This is a genomic window from Pseudomonas sp. PVC-5-1 (assembly GCF_057444345.1).
Genome location: NZ_CM172024.1, coordinates 1,781,288 through 1,795,051, shown reverse-complemented (window position 1 = coordinate 1,795,051; position 13,764 = coordinate 1,781,288). Strand labels below are relative to the sequence as shown.

The window sequence follows — 13,764 nt, the reverse complement described above, 5'->3', positions numbered from 1 at the left end:
AACCCTTGCAGGGTTGCTATAGCCTATCGGTCTAACCAGGCTATGGAGCTTTACTGCCGTTTCTGTTGGACTGTGCCTGCCGTGACCCTGCAGGTACTGTCACAGGCCAGTCACGGCACAGGGTTAACCTGCGCTTGAACCTGATGAGGAGACAATACATGAGCTTGCAGCATGGCAGCGACAACCAGAAGCCCCGGACCACACCACCGCCGCAGGTGTGCGGTTCGATCATCGATGCGAAGGGGCGCGAAGTACCGATCACCGAGCAGATGATCCAGCAGGCCTGCAAGGCCCTGGAAGAAAGCCGGGTAGAGCGCGTACGCAAAGGTTGATCGGCGAATTCCTTGCAACCCGGCGCTTGCGCCGGGTTTTTATTTGCCTTGGATAATCCTGACAGACCAGCTCAACCTTCTTCGCGGGCTCGCCCGCTCCCACAGGTCCCCACCTTAGGGTCTGTGTGGTCCCTGTGGGAGCGGGCAAGCCCGCGAAGAGGCCGGTACAGGTTTCGAAAGGCTGTCAGACCAACACCCCACCCAAGGCACTGACCAGCTGCGCCAACTGCGGCGACTCCCCGCGCACGCGCACCGCCAGCCCCTCGATCTCGCGCCGTGGCGGGTACTGCTTGCGCAACTGGTCGAACGCTGCGCGCTGCTGCTGCGGGTCGTCGCTGAGGCTGCGGCGGAAATCGGCATCGTCGCGGCGTGGGTCGTAAACCGCGCGGCACAGGGTGGCCAAGGCCCAGGCCGGGTCGGCGCTGGCATCCAGTTCGATCTGCGCCAGCGGTGGCCGGGGCAGCAAGTCGGCCAGTTGCACCTGTTCATCCACACCGAGGAAGCGGCACAGCGCCTGGTAGATCTGCGCCGTACCACGCTGGCGGCCGTCAAGGCTGTAGCCGGCAATGTGCGGCGAAGCCAATGTGCACAGGTCGGCCAGTTGCAGGTCGACCTGCGGCTCACCCTCCCACACATCCAGCACCGCATGCAGGTCTTCGCGGTCCAGCAGCAATTCGCGCAGGGCGGCGTTGTCCACTACCGGGCCACGGCTGGCGTTGACCAGCCAGGCACCCGGGCGCAACTGTGCCAGCTGCGCCTGGCCCAGCAGGTGCCAGGTCGGGTGGTCGCCGCCACGCTGCAAGGGGGTGTGCAGGCTGATCACATCGCACTGTTGCAGGATGGTCTCGAGGCTGACGTAGTCACCGCCCTCGGCGGCCTGGCGCAGCGGGTCGCATACCAGTACCTTCCAGCCAAGGCCGTGCAGCACCCGCACCAGGCGGCCACCCACCTCACCCGCGCCCACTACGCCATACACGCGCTCGGGCAGTGCCACGCCATCCAGCTCGGCCAGGGTCAGCAGGCTGCCCAGCACATAATCGACCACGCCGCGGGCATTGCAGCCCGGTGCGCTGCTCCAGTGGATGCCGGCTTCGGCAAAGTAGTTCAGGTCGAGGTGGTCGGTGCCGATGGTGCAGGTGCCGACGAAGCGCACGCGGCTGCCTTCGAGCAACTGGCGGTCGACCTTGGTCACCGAGCGCACCAGTAGAATGTCGGCGTCCCTTACGCTGGCGGTATCGAGGCTTCGGCCGGGGTAACGGCGGATTTCGCCGAAACCCTGGAAGAATGCATCGAGCAGCGGGATGTTCTCGTCGGCAACTATCAGCATGGCGCTCTCCTGTCTGGGGAACGCAGTGTAGGCGCAACGCCAGACGTGTTCCAGAGCGGTTCAGTCGGCTTTCTTGCGAATCCAGTACAGGAAGGTACCGGCGTCTTCCTGCTGCTGCAGCAGTTCGTGGCCGAGGAAGTTGCAGAACTTGGGGATATCGCGGCGGGTCGAGGGGTCGGTGGCGATGACCTTGAGCAGGCCGCCAGCGGCCAGGTTGCGCACGTGCTGGTGCAGCATCATTACCGGTTCCGGGCAGTTCAGGCCGGTGGCGTCGAGGATGGCGTCGGGGGTGAAATTGGTCATGGGGGACTCCGCAAATGATCGCTATTGTCGCGCATCGCGCGACGTGGTCCAAGCACCGCCTGTGAAGACGCGCCCTGCTCCTGCTCCTGCTCCTGCTCCTGCTCCTGCTCCTGCTCCTGCTCCTGCTCCTGCTCCTGCTCCTGATCTTGATCTTGATCTTGATCTTGATCTTGATCTTGATCTTGATCTTGATCTTGATCTTGATCTTCGCGACTTCAGGAGGCCGAGCAGAGGGCTTGCGGAGGGAGGTGACGGGCATGGATGCCCGTCAAGCGCTGAGGCCCCATGGATGGGGCCTGCAGCGCGTCCTCCCGGGAGCAAGACCGGCGCGAGGGAACCCCGTAGCGTAGCGGAGGGGCCGGATGATGGGAGCGCAGCGTTTTTTGGTTACTTTTTGTCGCGTTTGACAAAAAGTGACTCGCCGTAAGGGCGAAAAGGTGAGTAACCGTCGCCATCGTAAATGGACTATGCGCGAGATCAAGACCAGTACTTTTCCGCTCTTCGCTCTTCGCTCTTCGCTCTTCGCTTTCAAGCGTGGGCATCAACAACAAGGTCAACATTCATTTGCGAAGGTGGCGCTTATTCACCTTTCCGCCCTTACGGCGGGTCACTTTTTGTCAAACGCGACAAAAAGTAACCAAAAAACGCTGGCTCCTATCATCCGGCCCCTACGCTTCGCTCCGGGGTCCCCTCGCTACGGGCCTGCTCCCGGGAGTACGCGCTGCAGGCCCCATCCATGGGGCCTCAGCGCTTGACGGGCATCCATGCCCGTCACCTCCCTCCGCAGTCCCTTCGCTCGGCCTCCTGAAGTCGCAATCGGCGGCGCCTGAACTATCGCGCGCTTAGAAGCAAAAGCCGAAGCAAGAGCAAGAGCAAGAGCAAGAGCAAAGCGGTTCGCTGTGCTAGCGCGGCTTCAAGTCCAACCGGCGCAGATGGCAGGTCACTTCCTCACGGTCGTGATACAGCTGCTTGCAAGCAATCGACACCTTGATCTTGCGCGCCTTGAAGGTCGCCTCCATGCGGTCGAGCAGCCGGCGTACTTCGGCATAACGCTGTTTCATCGGCAGCTTCAGGTTGACCACAGCTTCACGGCACAACCCCTCGCCCAGCCAGGTCTCGATCAGCGAGGTGGTACGGGCCGGTTTCTCGACGATGTCGCACACCATCCAGTCCACCGGCTGCTTCGGTTGCCAAGTGAAACCATCGGCCATCAGGTGCTGAACCAACCCGGTGTCCATCAGGCTTTCGGCCATCGGCCCGTTGTCGATGGCGGTCACCAGCATGCCCCGGCGCACCAGCTGGTAGGTCCAGCCACCCGGCGAGGCCCCCAGGTCGACACCGGTCATGTCATCGCCCAGGCGCTGCTCCCACTGCTCGCGCGGGATGAACTGATGCCAGGCCTCTTCCAGCTTGAGGGTCGAGCGGCTGGGCGCCTCGCGGGGGAACTTCAGACGCGGGATGCCCATGGGCCACAGTGCACTGTTGTTGGCCTGGGCAACACCGGCAAATACCCGGCGGCCGCTGATGAAGGTGAGCAGCAGGCGTGGGCGGCTGGCATCGTCGACCAGGCGGCCGGCCTTTTCCAAAGCCTTGCGCAGCGGCACCTCGAACTTGCGGCAGAAGGTGGACAGTTCCTTGCCTTCGTTACTGTCCAGCACCTCCAGCCACAGGCTGCCGAACACCGGGAACCCGGCCAGATGCGCCAGCAGCACACTGATACGGTCGCTTTCCGGCAGTTCGACATAACCGCCACGAGCCCACTGCCGCGGGAAAATCAGCTGGTTGAAGCGCAGCTCCCCCATCAAGCGCTCGGCACCGCCCTCCTCGCTACAGACAAACTCGGCACTGGCACTCTGCGGCTTGCCTTTGGCATAGCCGGCAACGCCCAGGCGGGCGGCATGTTCGCTGATTTCGGCGCACACCTCACCCTCGAAACCGGGCCGGCAATGCATGAACAGGGTATTCATCTCTCACTCCACTACGGCTGGCGCGCCACAGGCGCCGGCAGGGCGGCGATGATAAAGGAAGATCGGAACCTGCGACACGCCCCGCCGGTCCAGAAAAGGGTCAGTTGACGCAAAGCGGTCTAACCTGACCTTTCAGCCAGGTCCGTGCCGTGCGGATCGATACACAGCGGTGCCACAGGCATATCTTGCCAGGCACCTGCGCAGAAGGAGTTGGCAATGCCCTCGCTCGATAGCCTGAATACCCTCAAATCCCTCAAGGTCGGCGACCAGACCTACCACTACTTCAGCCTCACCGAGGCCGCCCGCCTACTGGGCGACCTGCAGCGCCTGCCCATGTCGCTGAAGGTACTGCTGGAAAACCTGCTGCGCTGGGAGGACGGCAAGACCGTCACCGGCGACGACCTGCGCGCCCTCGCCCAATGGCTGGGCGAGCGACGCTCCGACCGCGAGATCCAGTACCGCCCGGCGCGGGTGCTGATGCAGGACTTTACCGGTGTGCCGGCCGTGGTCGACCTGGCCGCCATGCGCGCTGCCATGGCCAAGGCCGGCGGCGACCCGCAGAGGATCAACCCGCTTTCACCCGTGGACCTGGTGATCGACCATTCGGTGATGGTCGACCGCTACGGCACGCCGCAGGCCTTCAGCGAGAACGTCGACATCGAAATGCAGCGCAACGGCGAGCGCTATGCCTTCCTGCGCTGGGGCCAGAGCGCCTTTGACAACTTCCGCGTGGTACCGCCGGGTACTGGTATTTGCCACCAGGTCAACCTCGAATACCTCGGCCGCACCGTCTGGACCCGTGAGGCCGATGGCCGAACCTACGCCTTCCCCGACACCCTGGTCGGTACCGATTCGCATACCACCATGATCAACGGCCTCGGCGTGCTCGGCTGGGGCGTGGGCGGGATCGAAGCGGAGGCGGCCATGCTCGGCCAGCCGGTGTCGATGCTGATCCCTGAAGTGATCGGCTTCAAGCTGACCGGCAAGCTGCGCGAAGGCATCACCGCCACCGACCTGGTGCTGACGGTGACGCAGATGCTGCGCAAGAAGGGCGTGGTGGGCAAGTTCGTCGAGTTCTACGGCGACGGCCTGGCAGAGCTGCCCTTGGCCGACCGGGCAACTATCGCCAACATGGCCCCGGAATACGGTGCCACCTGCGGCTTCTTCCCCGTCGACCAGGTGACCCTGGACTACCTGCGCCTGTCCGGCCGCCCCGAGGCGACGGTGCAACTGGTCGAGCAGTACTGCAAAGCCCAGGGCTTGTGGCGGCAGCCGGGCCAGGAGCCACTGTTCAGCGACAGCCTGGCGCTGGACATGCAAGAGGTCGAGGCCAGCCTGGCCGGGCCCAAGCGGCCGCAGGACCGGGTAGCCCTGGGCCAGGTCAGCCAGGCCTTCGACCACTTCATCGAACTGCAACCCAAACCGCTGGCCAAAGAGGTCAGCCGCCTGGAAAGCGAAGGTGGCGGCGGCGTGGCGGTGGGCAACGCCGACCAGGCTGGGGAGATCGACTACAGCCATCAAGGCCAGACCCACACCCTGCGCGATGGCGCCGTGGTGATTGCCGCGATCACCTCGTGTACCAACACCTCGAACCCCAGTGTGATGATGGCCGCCGGGCTGGTGGCGAAAAAGGCCCTGGAGAAAGGCCTGCAACGCAAACCCTGGGTCAAGAGTTCGCTGGCGCCGGGCTCCAAGGTGGTCACCGACTACTTCAAGGCCGCCGGGCTAACCACCTATCTGGACCAATTGGGGTTCGATCTGGTCGGCTATGGCTGCACAACCTGCATCGGCAACTCCGGCCCGCTGGATGAAGCGATCGAAAAAGCCATCGGCAGCGCCGACCTCACGGTGGCTTCTGTGTTGTCGGGTAACCGCAACTTCGAAGGCCGCGTGCACCCGCTGGTCAAGACCAACTGGCTGGCCTCGCCGCCACTGGTGGTGGCCTATGCCCTGGCCGGCAGCGTACGCCTGGACCTGACCCGCGACCCTCTGGGCACCGGCAAGGATGGCCAGCCGGTGTACCTGCGCGACATCTGGCCCAGCCAGCAGGAAATTGCCGCTGCCGTGGCCAAGGTAGACACGGCGATGTTCCACAAGGAATACGCCGAAGTGTTCGCCGGCGATGCACAGTGGCAGGCCATCGAGGTACCGCAGGCGGCCACCTACGTGTGGCAGGCCGATTCTACCTATATCCAGCATCCGCCGTTCTTCGACGACATCGGCGGGCCACCCCCGCAGGTCACCGACATCCAGGGTGCGCGGATCCTGGCGCTACTGGGTGACTCGGTGACCACCGACCACATTTCCCCGGCCGGCAACATCAAGGCCGACAGCCCGGCCGGGCGCTACCTGCGTGAGCAGGGCGTGGAGCCCCACGACTTCAACTCCTACGGCTCACGGCGTGGCAACCATGAAGTGATGATGCGCGGCACCTTCGCCAACATCCGCATCCGCAACGAAATGCTGGCGGGCGAAGAAGGTGGCAACACCCTGCACGTGCCCAGTGGCGAGAAGCTGTCGATCTACGACGCGGCCATGCGCTACCAGCAGGAAGGCACGCCGCTGGTGGTGATCGCCGGCCAGGAATACGGCACCGGCTCGAGCCGCGACTGGGCCGCCAAAGGCACCAACCTGCTGGGGGTCAAAGCGGTACTGGCGGAAAGCTTCGAGCGCATTCACCGCTCCAACCTGGTAGGCATGGGCGTACTGCCGCTGCAATTCAAGGCCGGGCACAACCGCAAGCAACTGGGACTGACCGGCAAGGAGAAGATCGATGTGCTGGGCTTGAACGGTACACAGATCCGCCCGGGCATGAGCTTGCCCTTGCGCATCACCCGCGAGGATGGGCAGCACGAGCAGATCGAGGTGCTGTGCCGGATCGATACCGTGAATGAAGTGGAGTACTTCAAGGCAGGGGGGATATTGCATTATGTGTTGCGCCAGCTGATTGCTGGTTGAGGCGCGTATGCTTGGGGCTGCCGTGCACGCCGATCGCCTGTAGGAGCGGCCTTGTGTCGCGATGGGGCGCGCAGCGGACCCGCTGGATAGCGGCGGCGAAGCTGAAATTTGGGGCCGCTATGCGGCCCATCGCGACACAAGGCCGCTCCTACAGACGACGCGTAGCGGCCCGTTTCCGTTTACCCGAAAAGGACCACTCGTGCCTCGCTTCAACCTGATCGCACTTTTACTCCTGGCGCTCGGCTACACCCTCGCCCTGAGCTATGGCAACCTCGGCATCACCACCCTGCCCACCTTTCTCGCCCTGCTTGCCAGCGCCCTGCTCGCTCGCCGCCCCCAGCGCTGGCAACAAGCCCTCGGCCACACGTTGTTCATCCTCTCGGCCATCGCCCTGGCATTGCACTGGCTGCCCGGCTTCAACGCTGCCAAGGTCATCGACGGCGTTGTCCTCAGCCCTGGCGCCCTGCCCTTCACGATGTACCTGAACCTGGACAAACCGCTGATCGGCGCCTGGCTGCTGCTGGCCTGCCCTTGGCTGTTCCTGTGGCGCAGCCAAGGCCTGGCGACCAGCCTGCTGTACGCCCTGCCCCTGACCCTGCTCGCCTGCCTGGGCAGCGCCTGGGCAATGGGCATGCTGGCCTGGGCCCCGAAATGGCCCGACCAAGCCTGGCTCTGGCTGCTGAACAACCTGCTGCTGGTAAGCCTGACCGAAGAACTGTTGTTCCGCGGCTACATCCAGGCCGGCCTGCAACGGCTGCTGCGCCACCAAGGGCTGGCATTGTTCGCCGCCGCCTTGCTGTTCGGCCTGGCCCACCTGGGGGACGGCTGGCAATGGGTATACCTGGCCACCCTTGCCGGTATCGGCTACGGCCTGGCGTACCGCTGGGGCGGCGTGGCGGCTGCGGTGCTCTGCCATTTTGGCCTGAACCTGGTGCATTTCACCCTGTTCAGCTATCCGATGCTGGCTCTTGGCTAGCCATTCGGTCATCATTCGACTTATCCGTCATTAAACAGCGGTAAAAACGAAATAATGACGCTAAATTACTTGAACGTGCTCGTTGGCTAACCCAGACCTAAAGTGATGGCCTGCTGCCACAGGTCAAGCACATTAATTATTCATTCAATAAAACCAGCGGCTTGCCGATACCAGTCGAAAGCCCTGCGGACTATCAACCCATGCGTAACAACCAGCCGATTACCCAGAGAGAACGGACTTTCCCTGCCCAGCAGCGGTTGATCTCCACCACCAATGCCAAAGGTGTGATCACTTACTGCAACGATGCCTTCATCGAGATCAGTGGTTTCACCCGCGAAGAACTGACCGGTGCCCCGCATAACCTGGTGCGCCACCCTGACGTGCCGCCAGCGGTGTTTGCTCACATGTGGCAAACCCTCAAGCAGGGCCAGCCGTGGATGGGCATCGTCAAGAACCGCTGCAAGTCCGGCGATCATTACTGGGTCAACGCCTATGTCACGCCGATCTTCGACAACAACCAGGTGGTCGGCTTCGAATCGGTGCGGGTCAAGCCCACCGCCGAGCAGGTCCGCCGCGCCGAGGCGCTGTACCAGCGCATCAACCAGGGCAAGCCGCCGGTACCGCGCCGGGACAAGTGGCTACCGGTGCTGCAGGACTGGTTGCCGTTCATCCTGATCAGCCAGGTGGGCTTCCTGATCGGCAACTGGCTGGGCCATTCCTGGGGCTTCGCCCTGGCTGCCGGGCTTTCCGTACCGCTGGGCCTGCTGGGCCTGAGCTGGCAGCAGCGCGGCCTCAAGCGCCTGCTGCGCCTGGCCGAGCAAACCACCTCCGACCCGCTGATCGCGCAGATGTACACCGACAGCCGGGGCGTGCAGGCGCGCCTGGAAATGGCCATGCTCAGCCAGGACGCGCGCATGAAAACCTGCCTGACCCGCCTGCAGGACAGCGCCGAACACCTCAGCGAACAGGCGCGCCAGTCTGACGCGCTTGCGCACAAGAGCTCTTCGGGCCTGGAGCGCCAACGGGTGGAGACCGAGCAGGTTGCCGCTGCGGTCAACCAGATGGCCGCCACCACCCAGGAAGTGGCCAACCACGTGCAGCGCACCGCCGATGCCACCCAGGAAGCCAACCGCCTGACCAGCCAGGGCCGGCAGATTGCCGGTGAAACCCGCGAGGCCATCGAGCGCCTGTCGGCGGCGGTGGGCGAAACCGGCCAGACGGTGACGCAACTGGCCAAGGACAGCGACGAGATTGGTGGCGTGGTCGATGTGATCAAGGGCATCGCCGACCAGACCAACCTGCTGGCGCTGAACGCGGCGATCGAAGCGGCACGTGCCGGTGAAATGGGCCGAGGCTTTGCCGTGGTGGCCGACGAAGTGCGCCAGCTGGCCCAGCGCACTGCCGAATCCACCGGGCAGATCCACGGCCTGATCGCCAAGCTGCAACAAACCGCCAGCAATGCCGTACTGACCATGGAAACCGGCCATCGCCAGGCGCAGGAAGGCGTCGACCGTGTGATGCAGGCCGACGAGGCGCTGGTGGGTATCAGTGAAGCGGTGGCCAACATCACCGACATGGCCACCCAGATTGCTGCAGCGACCGAAGAGCAGACTGCAGTGGCTGACGAGATCAGCCGCAACATCAGCACCATCGCCGACCTGGCCGACCAGACTGCCGAACAGGCCCAGCACTCGGCGCTGCTCAGCGAAGAGCTGACCAGTACGGCGGGTACCCAGTACTCGCTGGTGGAGCGGTTTAACCGCTAGGGCCCTGTAGGAGCGGCCTTGTGTCGCGATGGGCCGCGAAGCGGCCCCTGGAGTTCAGCGGTGATGCAAAAAATGCCGGGGCCGCTTCGCGGCCCATCGCGACACAAGGCCGCTCCTACAACGACCCCGTCCAGACTACCAATCCAGCTGCAAACAGCTCTCGAAGTAGCGTTCTTCCCCGCTCAGCGGGTCTGCAAAGCGCAGGCTCTGCGCCAGCAACTTCAGCGGCCGCTGGTAGTCGTCCTCGTCGTTGAGAAGCTGCGGATAGAATGGGTCATTGCAGATCCCCGCCCCCAGCGCTGCCATGTGCACGCGCAACTGATGGGTCTTGCCAGTTACCGGCGACAGCCCGTAACGCCATAGCTCGCCATTCTTCTCCAGCACTTCGGCCAGGGTTTCGCTGTTGGCCTCCCCCTCTACCTCGTGCATGCGGAAAAACGGCTCGCCATGTACCAGGCGACTTTTGTGCACCAGCGGGAAATCGTGCTGCGGCATGGCCGCCGCAATTGCCTGGTAGCGCTTGTCGATGCGTCGTTCGGGGAACAGCCGCTGGTAGGCACTGCGGCTCTGCGGGTTGGCGGAAAACAGCACAAGCCCGGCGGTATGCCGGTCGATACGGTGCAACGGCACCAGATGCGGGTTGCCCAGGCGGCGGATCAGACGGCGCAGCAAGGTCTGTTCGACGTATTCACCAGTCGGCGTCACAGGCAGGAAATGCGGCTTGTCGGCTACCACCAGGTGCTCATCCACATGCAGTATGGCCTCCTGCACCGGGATCGGCCGCTCGTTCGGCACCTCACGGAAGTAGTGCAATCGCATACCGCGCTTGTAAGGCAGTTCGGCAGAAACCGCCCGCCCTTCGGCATCAAGCACCCGGCCACGGGCAAAACGATCGAGCCACTGGGCGCGGTCGATGGCCTTGAAATGGTCACACAGGCAGTCGAGCACCGTCGCCCAGTTACCGGGGGGCAGGCACACCGTGCTGGCTTGCTGGCGGGCGGGGTCGAAAGGCGTGGTCATGGCAGGGCTCGAAACGTTCACGGCCGCGCATTATCCCCCAAGCCCGCGCCCTCAACCAGCCTGGGCAATGGCCTCGCAGCGATCCTTCAGCCAGCGCAACACCTGCACCGGCTCCCAGCGCCCAGGGTCGTAGAGGGCATACAGCAACCCCTGATACCCCACCACATCCAGCCCGCGGTGATAGCCGGCACGCTGGAACAGGGCCTCGATCTCGGCGAAGCAGGTATTGAAGTGGACCTTGCCGAACGGCGTGCGGTCGTCGGTCACCAGGCCTTCGAGGCGCAGTTCCAGAACAGCGTCGGCCACCCGCTCGACGGGCATGCGGTTGACGCTGTACTTGAGTTGCTCGACATTGAGCATGGCTTCACCTCGACACTGTATTTATATACAGCATACGAATATCCCCTTGCCGCCGTCAATGCGCTTCATTGCAGGCCCGGCAGATAGCCGGTGCCTTTACGGATGGTCAACACCTGGCGCCGAGGGGCGCCGCGCGACACGGCCAGGTGCACCCAGTCATCGAATTCGAGGATCAGCTGGTCGAAGGGGATGGTGCTTTCGCTGATCCGTCGCACAACCTCGCGCGGGGTCACTTCAATCACCGTGAAATCAGCCGCCAGCCCCTGCAGATGCTTGCTCGTCAGCGTCCCGCCAATGCGCTGATTGACTGCGGGGCTGCGATAGCCACTGCTGACGATGACCGGTGCGCCGAACAGCGCACGCACCTGCTCCAGTGCATTGCACAGCAACTGCAGGTTGGCACGCGCCTCGGCTGGAGGATTGTTGTCGAGCCCTTCCCTGGCGGCGAGCTGCGAAACAGTCATTTCATCGAGGGTGAAATGGGGGGTAATGCGCATGGCTGGATTCCTGATGACCGGTGAAGGATGCCGGCCTCAACGTGCCGGCAGCGGATCATCACAACGCTGCACACCGCATGGAGCAGGGACAGACCTCCCCTGGCGCAATTACTGCGCGAGAAACGCCACCACCTGTTCGGCATCGAACGGCCAGTGCAGCTCGGCGCCGTTGTCACAACGGCGCAGCACCGGAATGATCAGGCCATAGCGTTCGAACAGAGTTTCGTTCTCGGCAATGTCGACCAGTTCCACCAGCAGGCCATGATCGACGAAGGGCATCAGCACGGCCTCGGCCACTTCACACAGGTGGCAGCCGAGGGTGCCGAACAGTTGGCATTCAGGCAGCATGGGGCAAGTCCGCTTTGGCAGGGAGAAACCTATTCTAGGTCCGTCCTGCCCACAGTGCACCTGACCTGGCTCAATCCTGGCTGGTGGCGCCGATACGGTGTAGCGACAGGTCCGCGCCCTGGAACTCCTGCTCATGGCTCAAGCGCAGCCCATGCAGCGCGCGGATTGCACCATACACGGCAAAACCGCCGGCCAATGCCACCACCACGCCCATCAGGCTGCCCAGCAATTGGCTGACCAGGCTGACACCGCCCATGCCACCCAGCACCTCCTGGCCGAAGATGCCGCAGGCCATGCCACCCCATACGCCGCACAGGCCATGCAACGGCCACACACCCAGCACATCGTCGATCTTCCAGCGGTTTTGCGCCGCGGTAAAGGTCCAGACGAACAGCGCCCCCGCCACCAGGCCGGTGGCCAGCGCACCAATCGGGTGCATCAGGTCGGAACCGGCACAAACCGCTACCAGCCCGGCCAGCGGCCCGTTATGCAGGAAGCCCGGGTCGTTACGCCCGGCCAGCAAGGCCGACAGGGTGCCACCGACCATGGCCATCAGCGAGTTGATCGCCACCAGGCCGCTGACACCTTGCAGGGTCTGGGCACTCATGACGTTGAAGCCGAACCAGCCGATGATCAGGATCCACGACCCCAATGCCAGAAAGGGAATGCTCGACGGGGCAAACGCCACCAACCGGCCATCGCGGTAGCGCCCACGGCGCGCACCCAGCAGCAACACCGCCGCCAGCGCCAGCCAGCCGCCCATGGCATGCACCACCACCGAGCCGGCAAAATCATGGAACGGCGCGCCGAAGCGTGCCTGCAACCAGGCCTGGACGCCCAGGTTGCCGTTCCACACCACGCCCTCGAAGAACGGGTAGATGAACGCTACGATCAACGCCGTGGCACACAGTTGCGGCACAAATCGCGCCCGCTCCGCGATGCCCCCGGAGATGATTGCCGGGATCGCCGCAGCGAAGGTCAGCAGGAAGAAGCACTTGACCAGCGCATAGCCATGGTCGGCAGCCAGCGCTGCCGCCGGCTGGAAGAAGCTGACCCCGTAGGCGATCCAGTAGCCGATGAAGAAGTACACCAATGCCGAAATAGCGAAGTCGCTGAGAATCTTCGACAAGGCGTTGACCTGGTTCTTGTGGCGTACAGTGCCCACTTCGAGAAACGCGAAGCCGGCATGCATCGCCAGCACCAGGATGGCGCCCATGAGAATGAACAGGGTGTTTGAACCGTGGACCAGAGAGTCCATCGCGCTGTGCATGTTTTCCATGAAATAGGCAGACCTGCTGAAAAAGGCACCAGGACAGTTCAAGAACCTGCATCCCTGCACCGAATCGGTGCCAGCTCCCTGCCCCGTTTCGGTGAACCGGGCGGAGCCTGCTTGGTTTTTTCTTGGGTTTGTCGTGGATTGAGTTAAGGTTTATCGGTATCCGCTGCGCTGACGCCCTGAATCGGCGCAATACCCGCCCAGGGCGCCCCGCAACGTGGCAAAGCCTTAGCAAGGCCCATACCAGCGCCGGTACTTGAACCTTCCGCGCGTGCTATTACTCGAACTACCAACACTCATCGACAGGGAGATACCCATGGCCAGCAAATCGGCAAAGACTGCACAAGAGATATTGATGGCTGACTTCCAGGCACTGGTCCGCGACACCGAGAAGCTGCTGGCCGACACTGCCAACCTGGCCGGCGACCAGGCTGACGAGTTGCGTGAACAGATCCACGACCGCCTGACCCAGGCCCGCGAAACCCTGCAACTGACCCAGGACTCGGTGCGGGAACGCGGCCAGGCAGCATTGAGCAGTGCCGAACAGTACGTGCAGGAAAAACCGTGGCAGGCGATCGGCATTGCCGCTGGCGTCGGCCTGTTGATCGGCCTGCTGGCCAACCGGCGCTGAGGG

The 13,764-nt window shown here is 63.6% G+C and carries 13 protein-coding genes; 5 read left to right on the top strand and 8 right to left on the bottom strand.

Annotated elements, in window-relative coordinates; genetic code table 11:
- Positions 1 to 158 precede the first annotated feature (158 nt).
- Positions 159 to 332 carry a PA1571 family protein gene (locus tag AC2T3R_RS08175; RefSeq protein WP_013971693.1) on the top strand — a complete coding sequence of 58 codons (174 nt, stop codon included), beginning with the start codon at positions 159 to 161 and terminating at the stop codon, positions 330 to 332.
- A gap of 184 nt (positions 333 to 516) precedes the next feature.
- On the opposite strand, the gene pdxB is transcribed toward AC2T3R_RS08175, so the two are convergent.
- The 3 genes from pdxB to rlmM form a co-directional block, all read right to left on the bottom strand.
- A complete protein-coding gene (gene pdxB, locus AC2T3R_RS08170; protein ID WP_486744910.1) occupies positions 517 to 1,659 on the bottom strand; it encodes a 4-phosphoerythronate dehydrogenase PdxB in 1,143 nt (380 codons plus the stop codon).
- Positions 1,660 to 1,719: 60 nt separating this feature from the next.
- Positions 1,720 to 1,962, bottom strand: a complete 243-nt coding sequence (tusA, locus tag AC2T3R_RS08165) for a sulfurtransferase TusA (RefSeq protein ID WP_486744909.1) — start codon at positions 1,960 to 1,962, stop codon at positions 1,720 to 1,722.
- 902 nt (positions 1,963 to 2,864) lie between these two features.
- On the bottom strand, positions 2,865 to 3,929 hold the full coding sequence (gene rlmM / locus AC2T3R_RS08160; RefSeq protein ID WP_410953569.1) for a 23S rRNA (cytidine(2498)-2'-O)-methyltransferase RlmM: 1,065 nt from the start codon (positions 3,927 to 3,929) through the stop codon (positions 2,865 to 2,867).
- Positions 3,930 to 4,145: 216 nt separating this feature from the next.
- Between rlmM and acnA the strand changes: the two genes are divergently transcribed.
- The 3 genes from acnA to AC2T3R_RS08145 all read left to right on the top strand — a co-directional run bounded on the left by acnA (position 4,146) and on the right by AC2T3R_RS08145 (position 9,629).
- Positions 4,146 to 6,887, top strand: a complete 2,742-nt coding sequence (acnA, locus tag AC2T3R_RS08155) for an aconitate hydratase AcnA (protein WP_410953568.1) — start codon at positions 4,146 to 4,148, stop codon at positions 6,885 to 6,887.
- Positions 6,888 to 7,086: 199 nt separating this feature from the next.
- Positions 7,087 to 7,863: a CPBP family glutamic-type intramembrane protease gene (locus AC2T3R_RS08150; protein WP_486744908.1), complete on the top strand. Its 777-nt coding sequence runs from the start codon at positions 7,087 to 7,089 to the stop codon at positions 7,861 to 7,863.
- Positions 7,864 to 8,063: 200 nt separating this feature from the next.
- Complete coding sequence (locus AC2T3R_RS08145; RefSeq protein WP_015269510.1) at positions 8,064 to 9,629, top strand: methyl-accepting chemotaxis protein; 1,566 nt, start codon at positions 8,064 to 8,066, stop codon at positions 9,627 to 9,629.
- 135 nt (positions 9,630 to 9,764) lie between these two features.
- Here the strand turns inward: AC2T3R_RS08145 and AC2T3R_RS08140 are convergent, their stop codons facing one another.
- The 5 genes from AC2T3R_RS08140 to AC2T3R_RS08120 all read right to left on the bottom strand — a co-directional run bounded on the left by AC2T3R_RS08140 (position 9,765) and on the right by AC2T3R_RS08120 (position 13,133).
- Positions 9,765 to 10,649, bottom strand: coding sequence for a pseudouridine synthase (locus AC2T3R_RS08140; protein WP_015269509.1), 885 nt, complete (start codon positions 10,647 to 10,649; stop codon positions 9,765 to 9,767).
- 51 nt (positions 10,650 to 10,700) lie between these two features.
- Positions 10,701 to 11,009, bottom strand: coding sequence for a hypothetical protein (locus tag AC2T3R_RS08135; RefSeq protein ID WP_039614911.1), 309 nt, complete (start codon positions 11,007 to 11,009; stop codon positions 10,701 to 10,703).
- Positions 11,010 to 11,074: 65 nt separating this feature from the next.
- The gene (locus AC2T3R_RS08130; protein WP_023661723.1) at positions 11,075 to 11,506 is read right to left on the bottom strand and encodes a D-Ala-D-Ala carboxypeptidase family metallohydrolase; all 432 of its coding nucleotides are present in this window, start codon (positions 11,504 to 11,506) and stop codon (positions 11,075 to 11,077) included.
- Between the two features lie 108 nt (positions 11,507 to 11,614).
- Positions 11,615 to 11,854 carry a glutaredoxin family protein gene (locus AC2T3R_RS08125; RefSeq protein WP_004376101.1) on the bottom strand — a complete coding sequence of 80 codons (240 nt, stop codon included), beginning with the start codon at positions 11,852 to 11,854 and terminating at the stop codon, positions 11,615 to 11,617.
- 70 nt (positions 11,855 to 11,924) lie between these two features.
- Positions 11,925 to 13,133, bottom strand: a complete 1,209-nt coding sequence (locus tag AC2T3R_RS08120; protein ID WP_015269506.1) for an ammonium transporter — start codon at positions 13,131 to 13,133, stop codon at positions 11,925 to 11,927.
- 313 nt (positions 13,134 to 13,446) lie between these two features.
- On the opposite strand from AC2T3R_RS08120, the gene AC2T3R_RS08115 reads away from it, so the two are divergent.
- Positions 13,447 to 13,761 (top strand): ElaB/YgaM/YqjD family protein, encoded by a 315-nt coding sequence (locus AC2T3R_RS08115; RefSeq protein ID WP_013971684.1) that lies wholly within the window; start codon positions 13,447 to 13,449, stop codon positions 13,759 to 13,761.
- Positions 13,762 to 13,764: the final 3 nt, after the last annotated feature.

Bases quoted from the DNA above. Each gene is read 5' to 3' on its own strand.
- AC2T3R_RS08175 (WP_013971693.1), top strand. From the start codon at position 159: ATGAGCTTGCAGCATGGCAGCGACAACCAGAAGCCCCGGACCACACCA.
- pdxB (WP_486744910.1), bottom strand. From the start codon at position 1,659: ATGCTGATAGTTGCCGACGAGAACATCCCGCTGCTCGATGCATTCTTC.
- tusA (WP_486744909.1), bottom strand. From the start codon at position 1,962: ATGACCAATTTCACCCCCGACGCCATCCTCGACGCCACCGGCCTGAAC.
- rlmM (WP_410953569.1), bottom strand. From the start codon at position 3,929: ATGAATACCCTGTTCATGCATTGCCGGCCCGGTTTCGAGGGTGAGGTG.
- acnA (WP_410953568.1), top strand. From the start codon at position 4,146: ATGCCCTCGCTCGATAGCCTGAATACCCTCAAATCCCTCAAGGTCGGC.
- AC2T3R_RS08145 (WP_015269510.1), top strand. From the start codon at position 8,064: ATGCGTAACAACCAGCCGATTACCCAGAGAGAACGGACTTTCCCTGCC.
- AC2T3R_RS08140 (WP_015269509.1), bottom strand. From the start codon at position 10,649: ATGACCACGCCTTTCGACCCCGCCCGCCAGCAAGCCAGCACGGTGTGC.
- AC2T3R_RS08135 (WP_039614911.1), bottom strand. From the start codon at position 11,009: ATGCTCAATGTCGAGCAACTCAAGTACAGCGTCAACCGCATGCCCGTC.
- AC2T3R_RS08130 (WP_023661723.1), bottom strand. From the start codon at position 11,506: ATGCGCATTACCCCCCATTTCACCCTCGATGAAATGACTGTTTCGCAG.
- AC2T3R_RS08125 (WP_004376101.1), bottom strand. From the start codon at position 11,854: ATGCTGCCTGAATGCCAACTGTTCGGCACCCTCGGCTGCCACCTGTGT.
- AC2T3R_RS08120 (WP_015269506.1), bottom strand. From the start codon at position 13,133: ATGGAAAACATGCACAGCGCGATGGACTCTCTGGTCCACGGTTCAAAC.
- AC2T3R_RS08115 (WP_013971684.1), top strand. From the start codon at position 13,447: ATGGCCAGCAAATCGGCAAAGACTGCACAAGAGATATTGATGGCTGAC.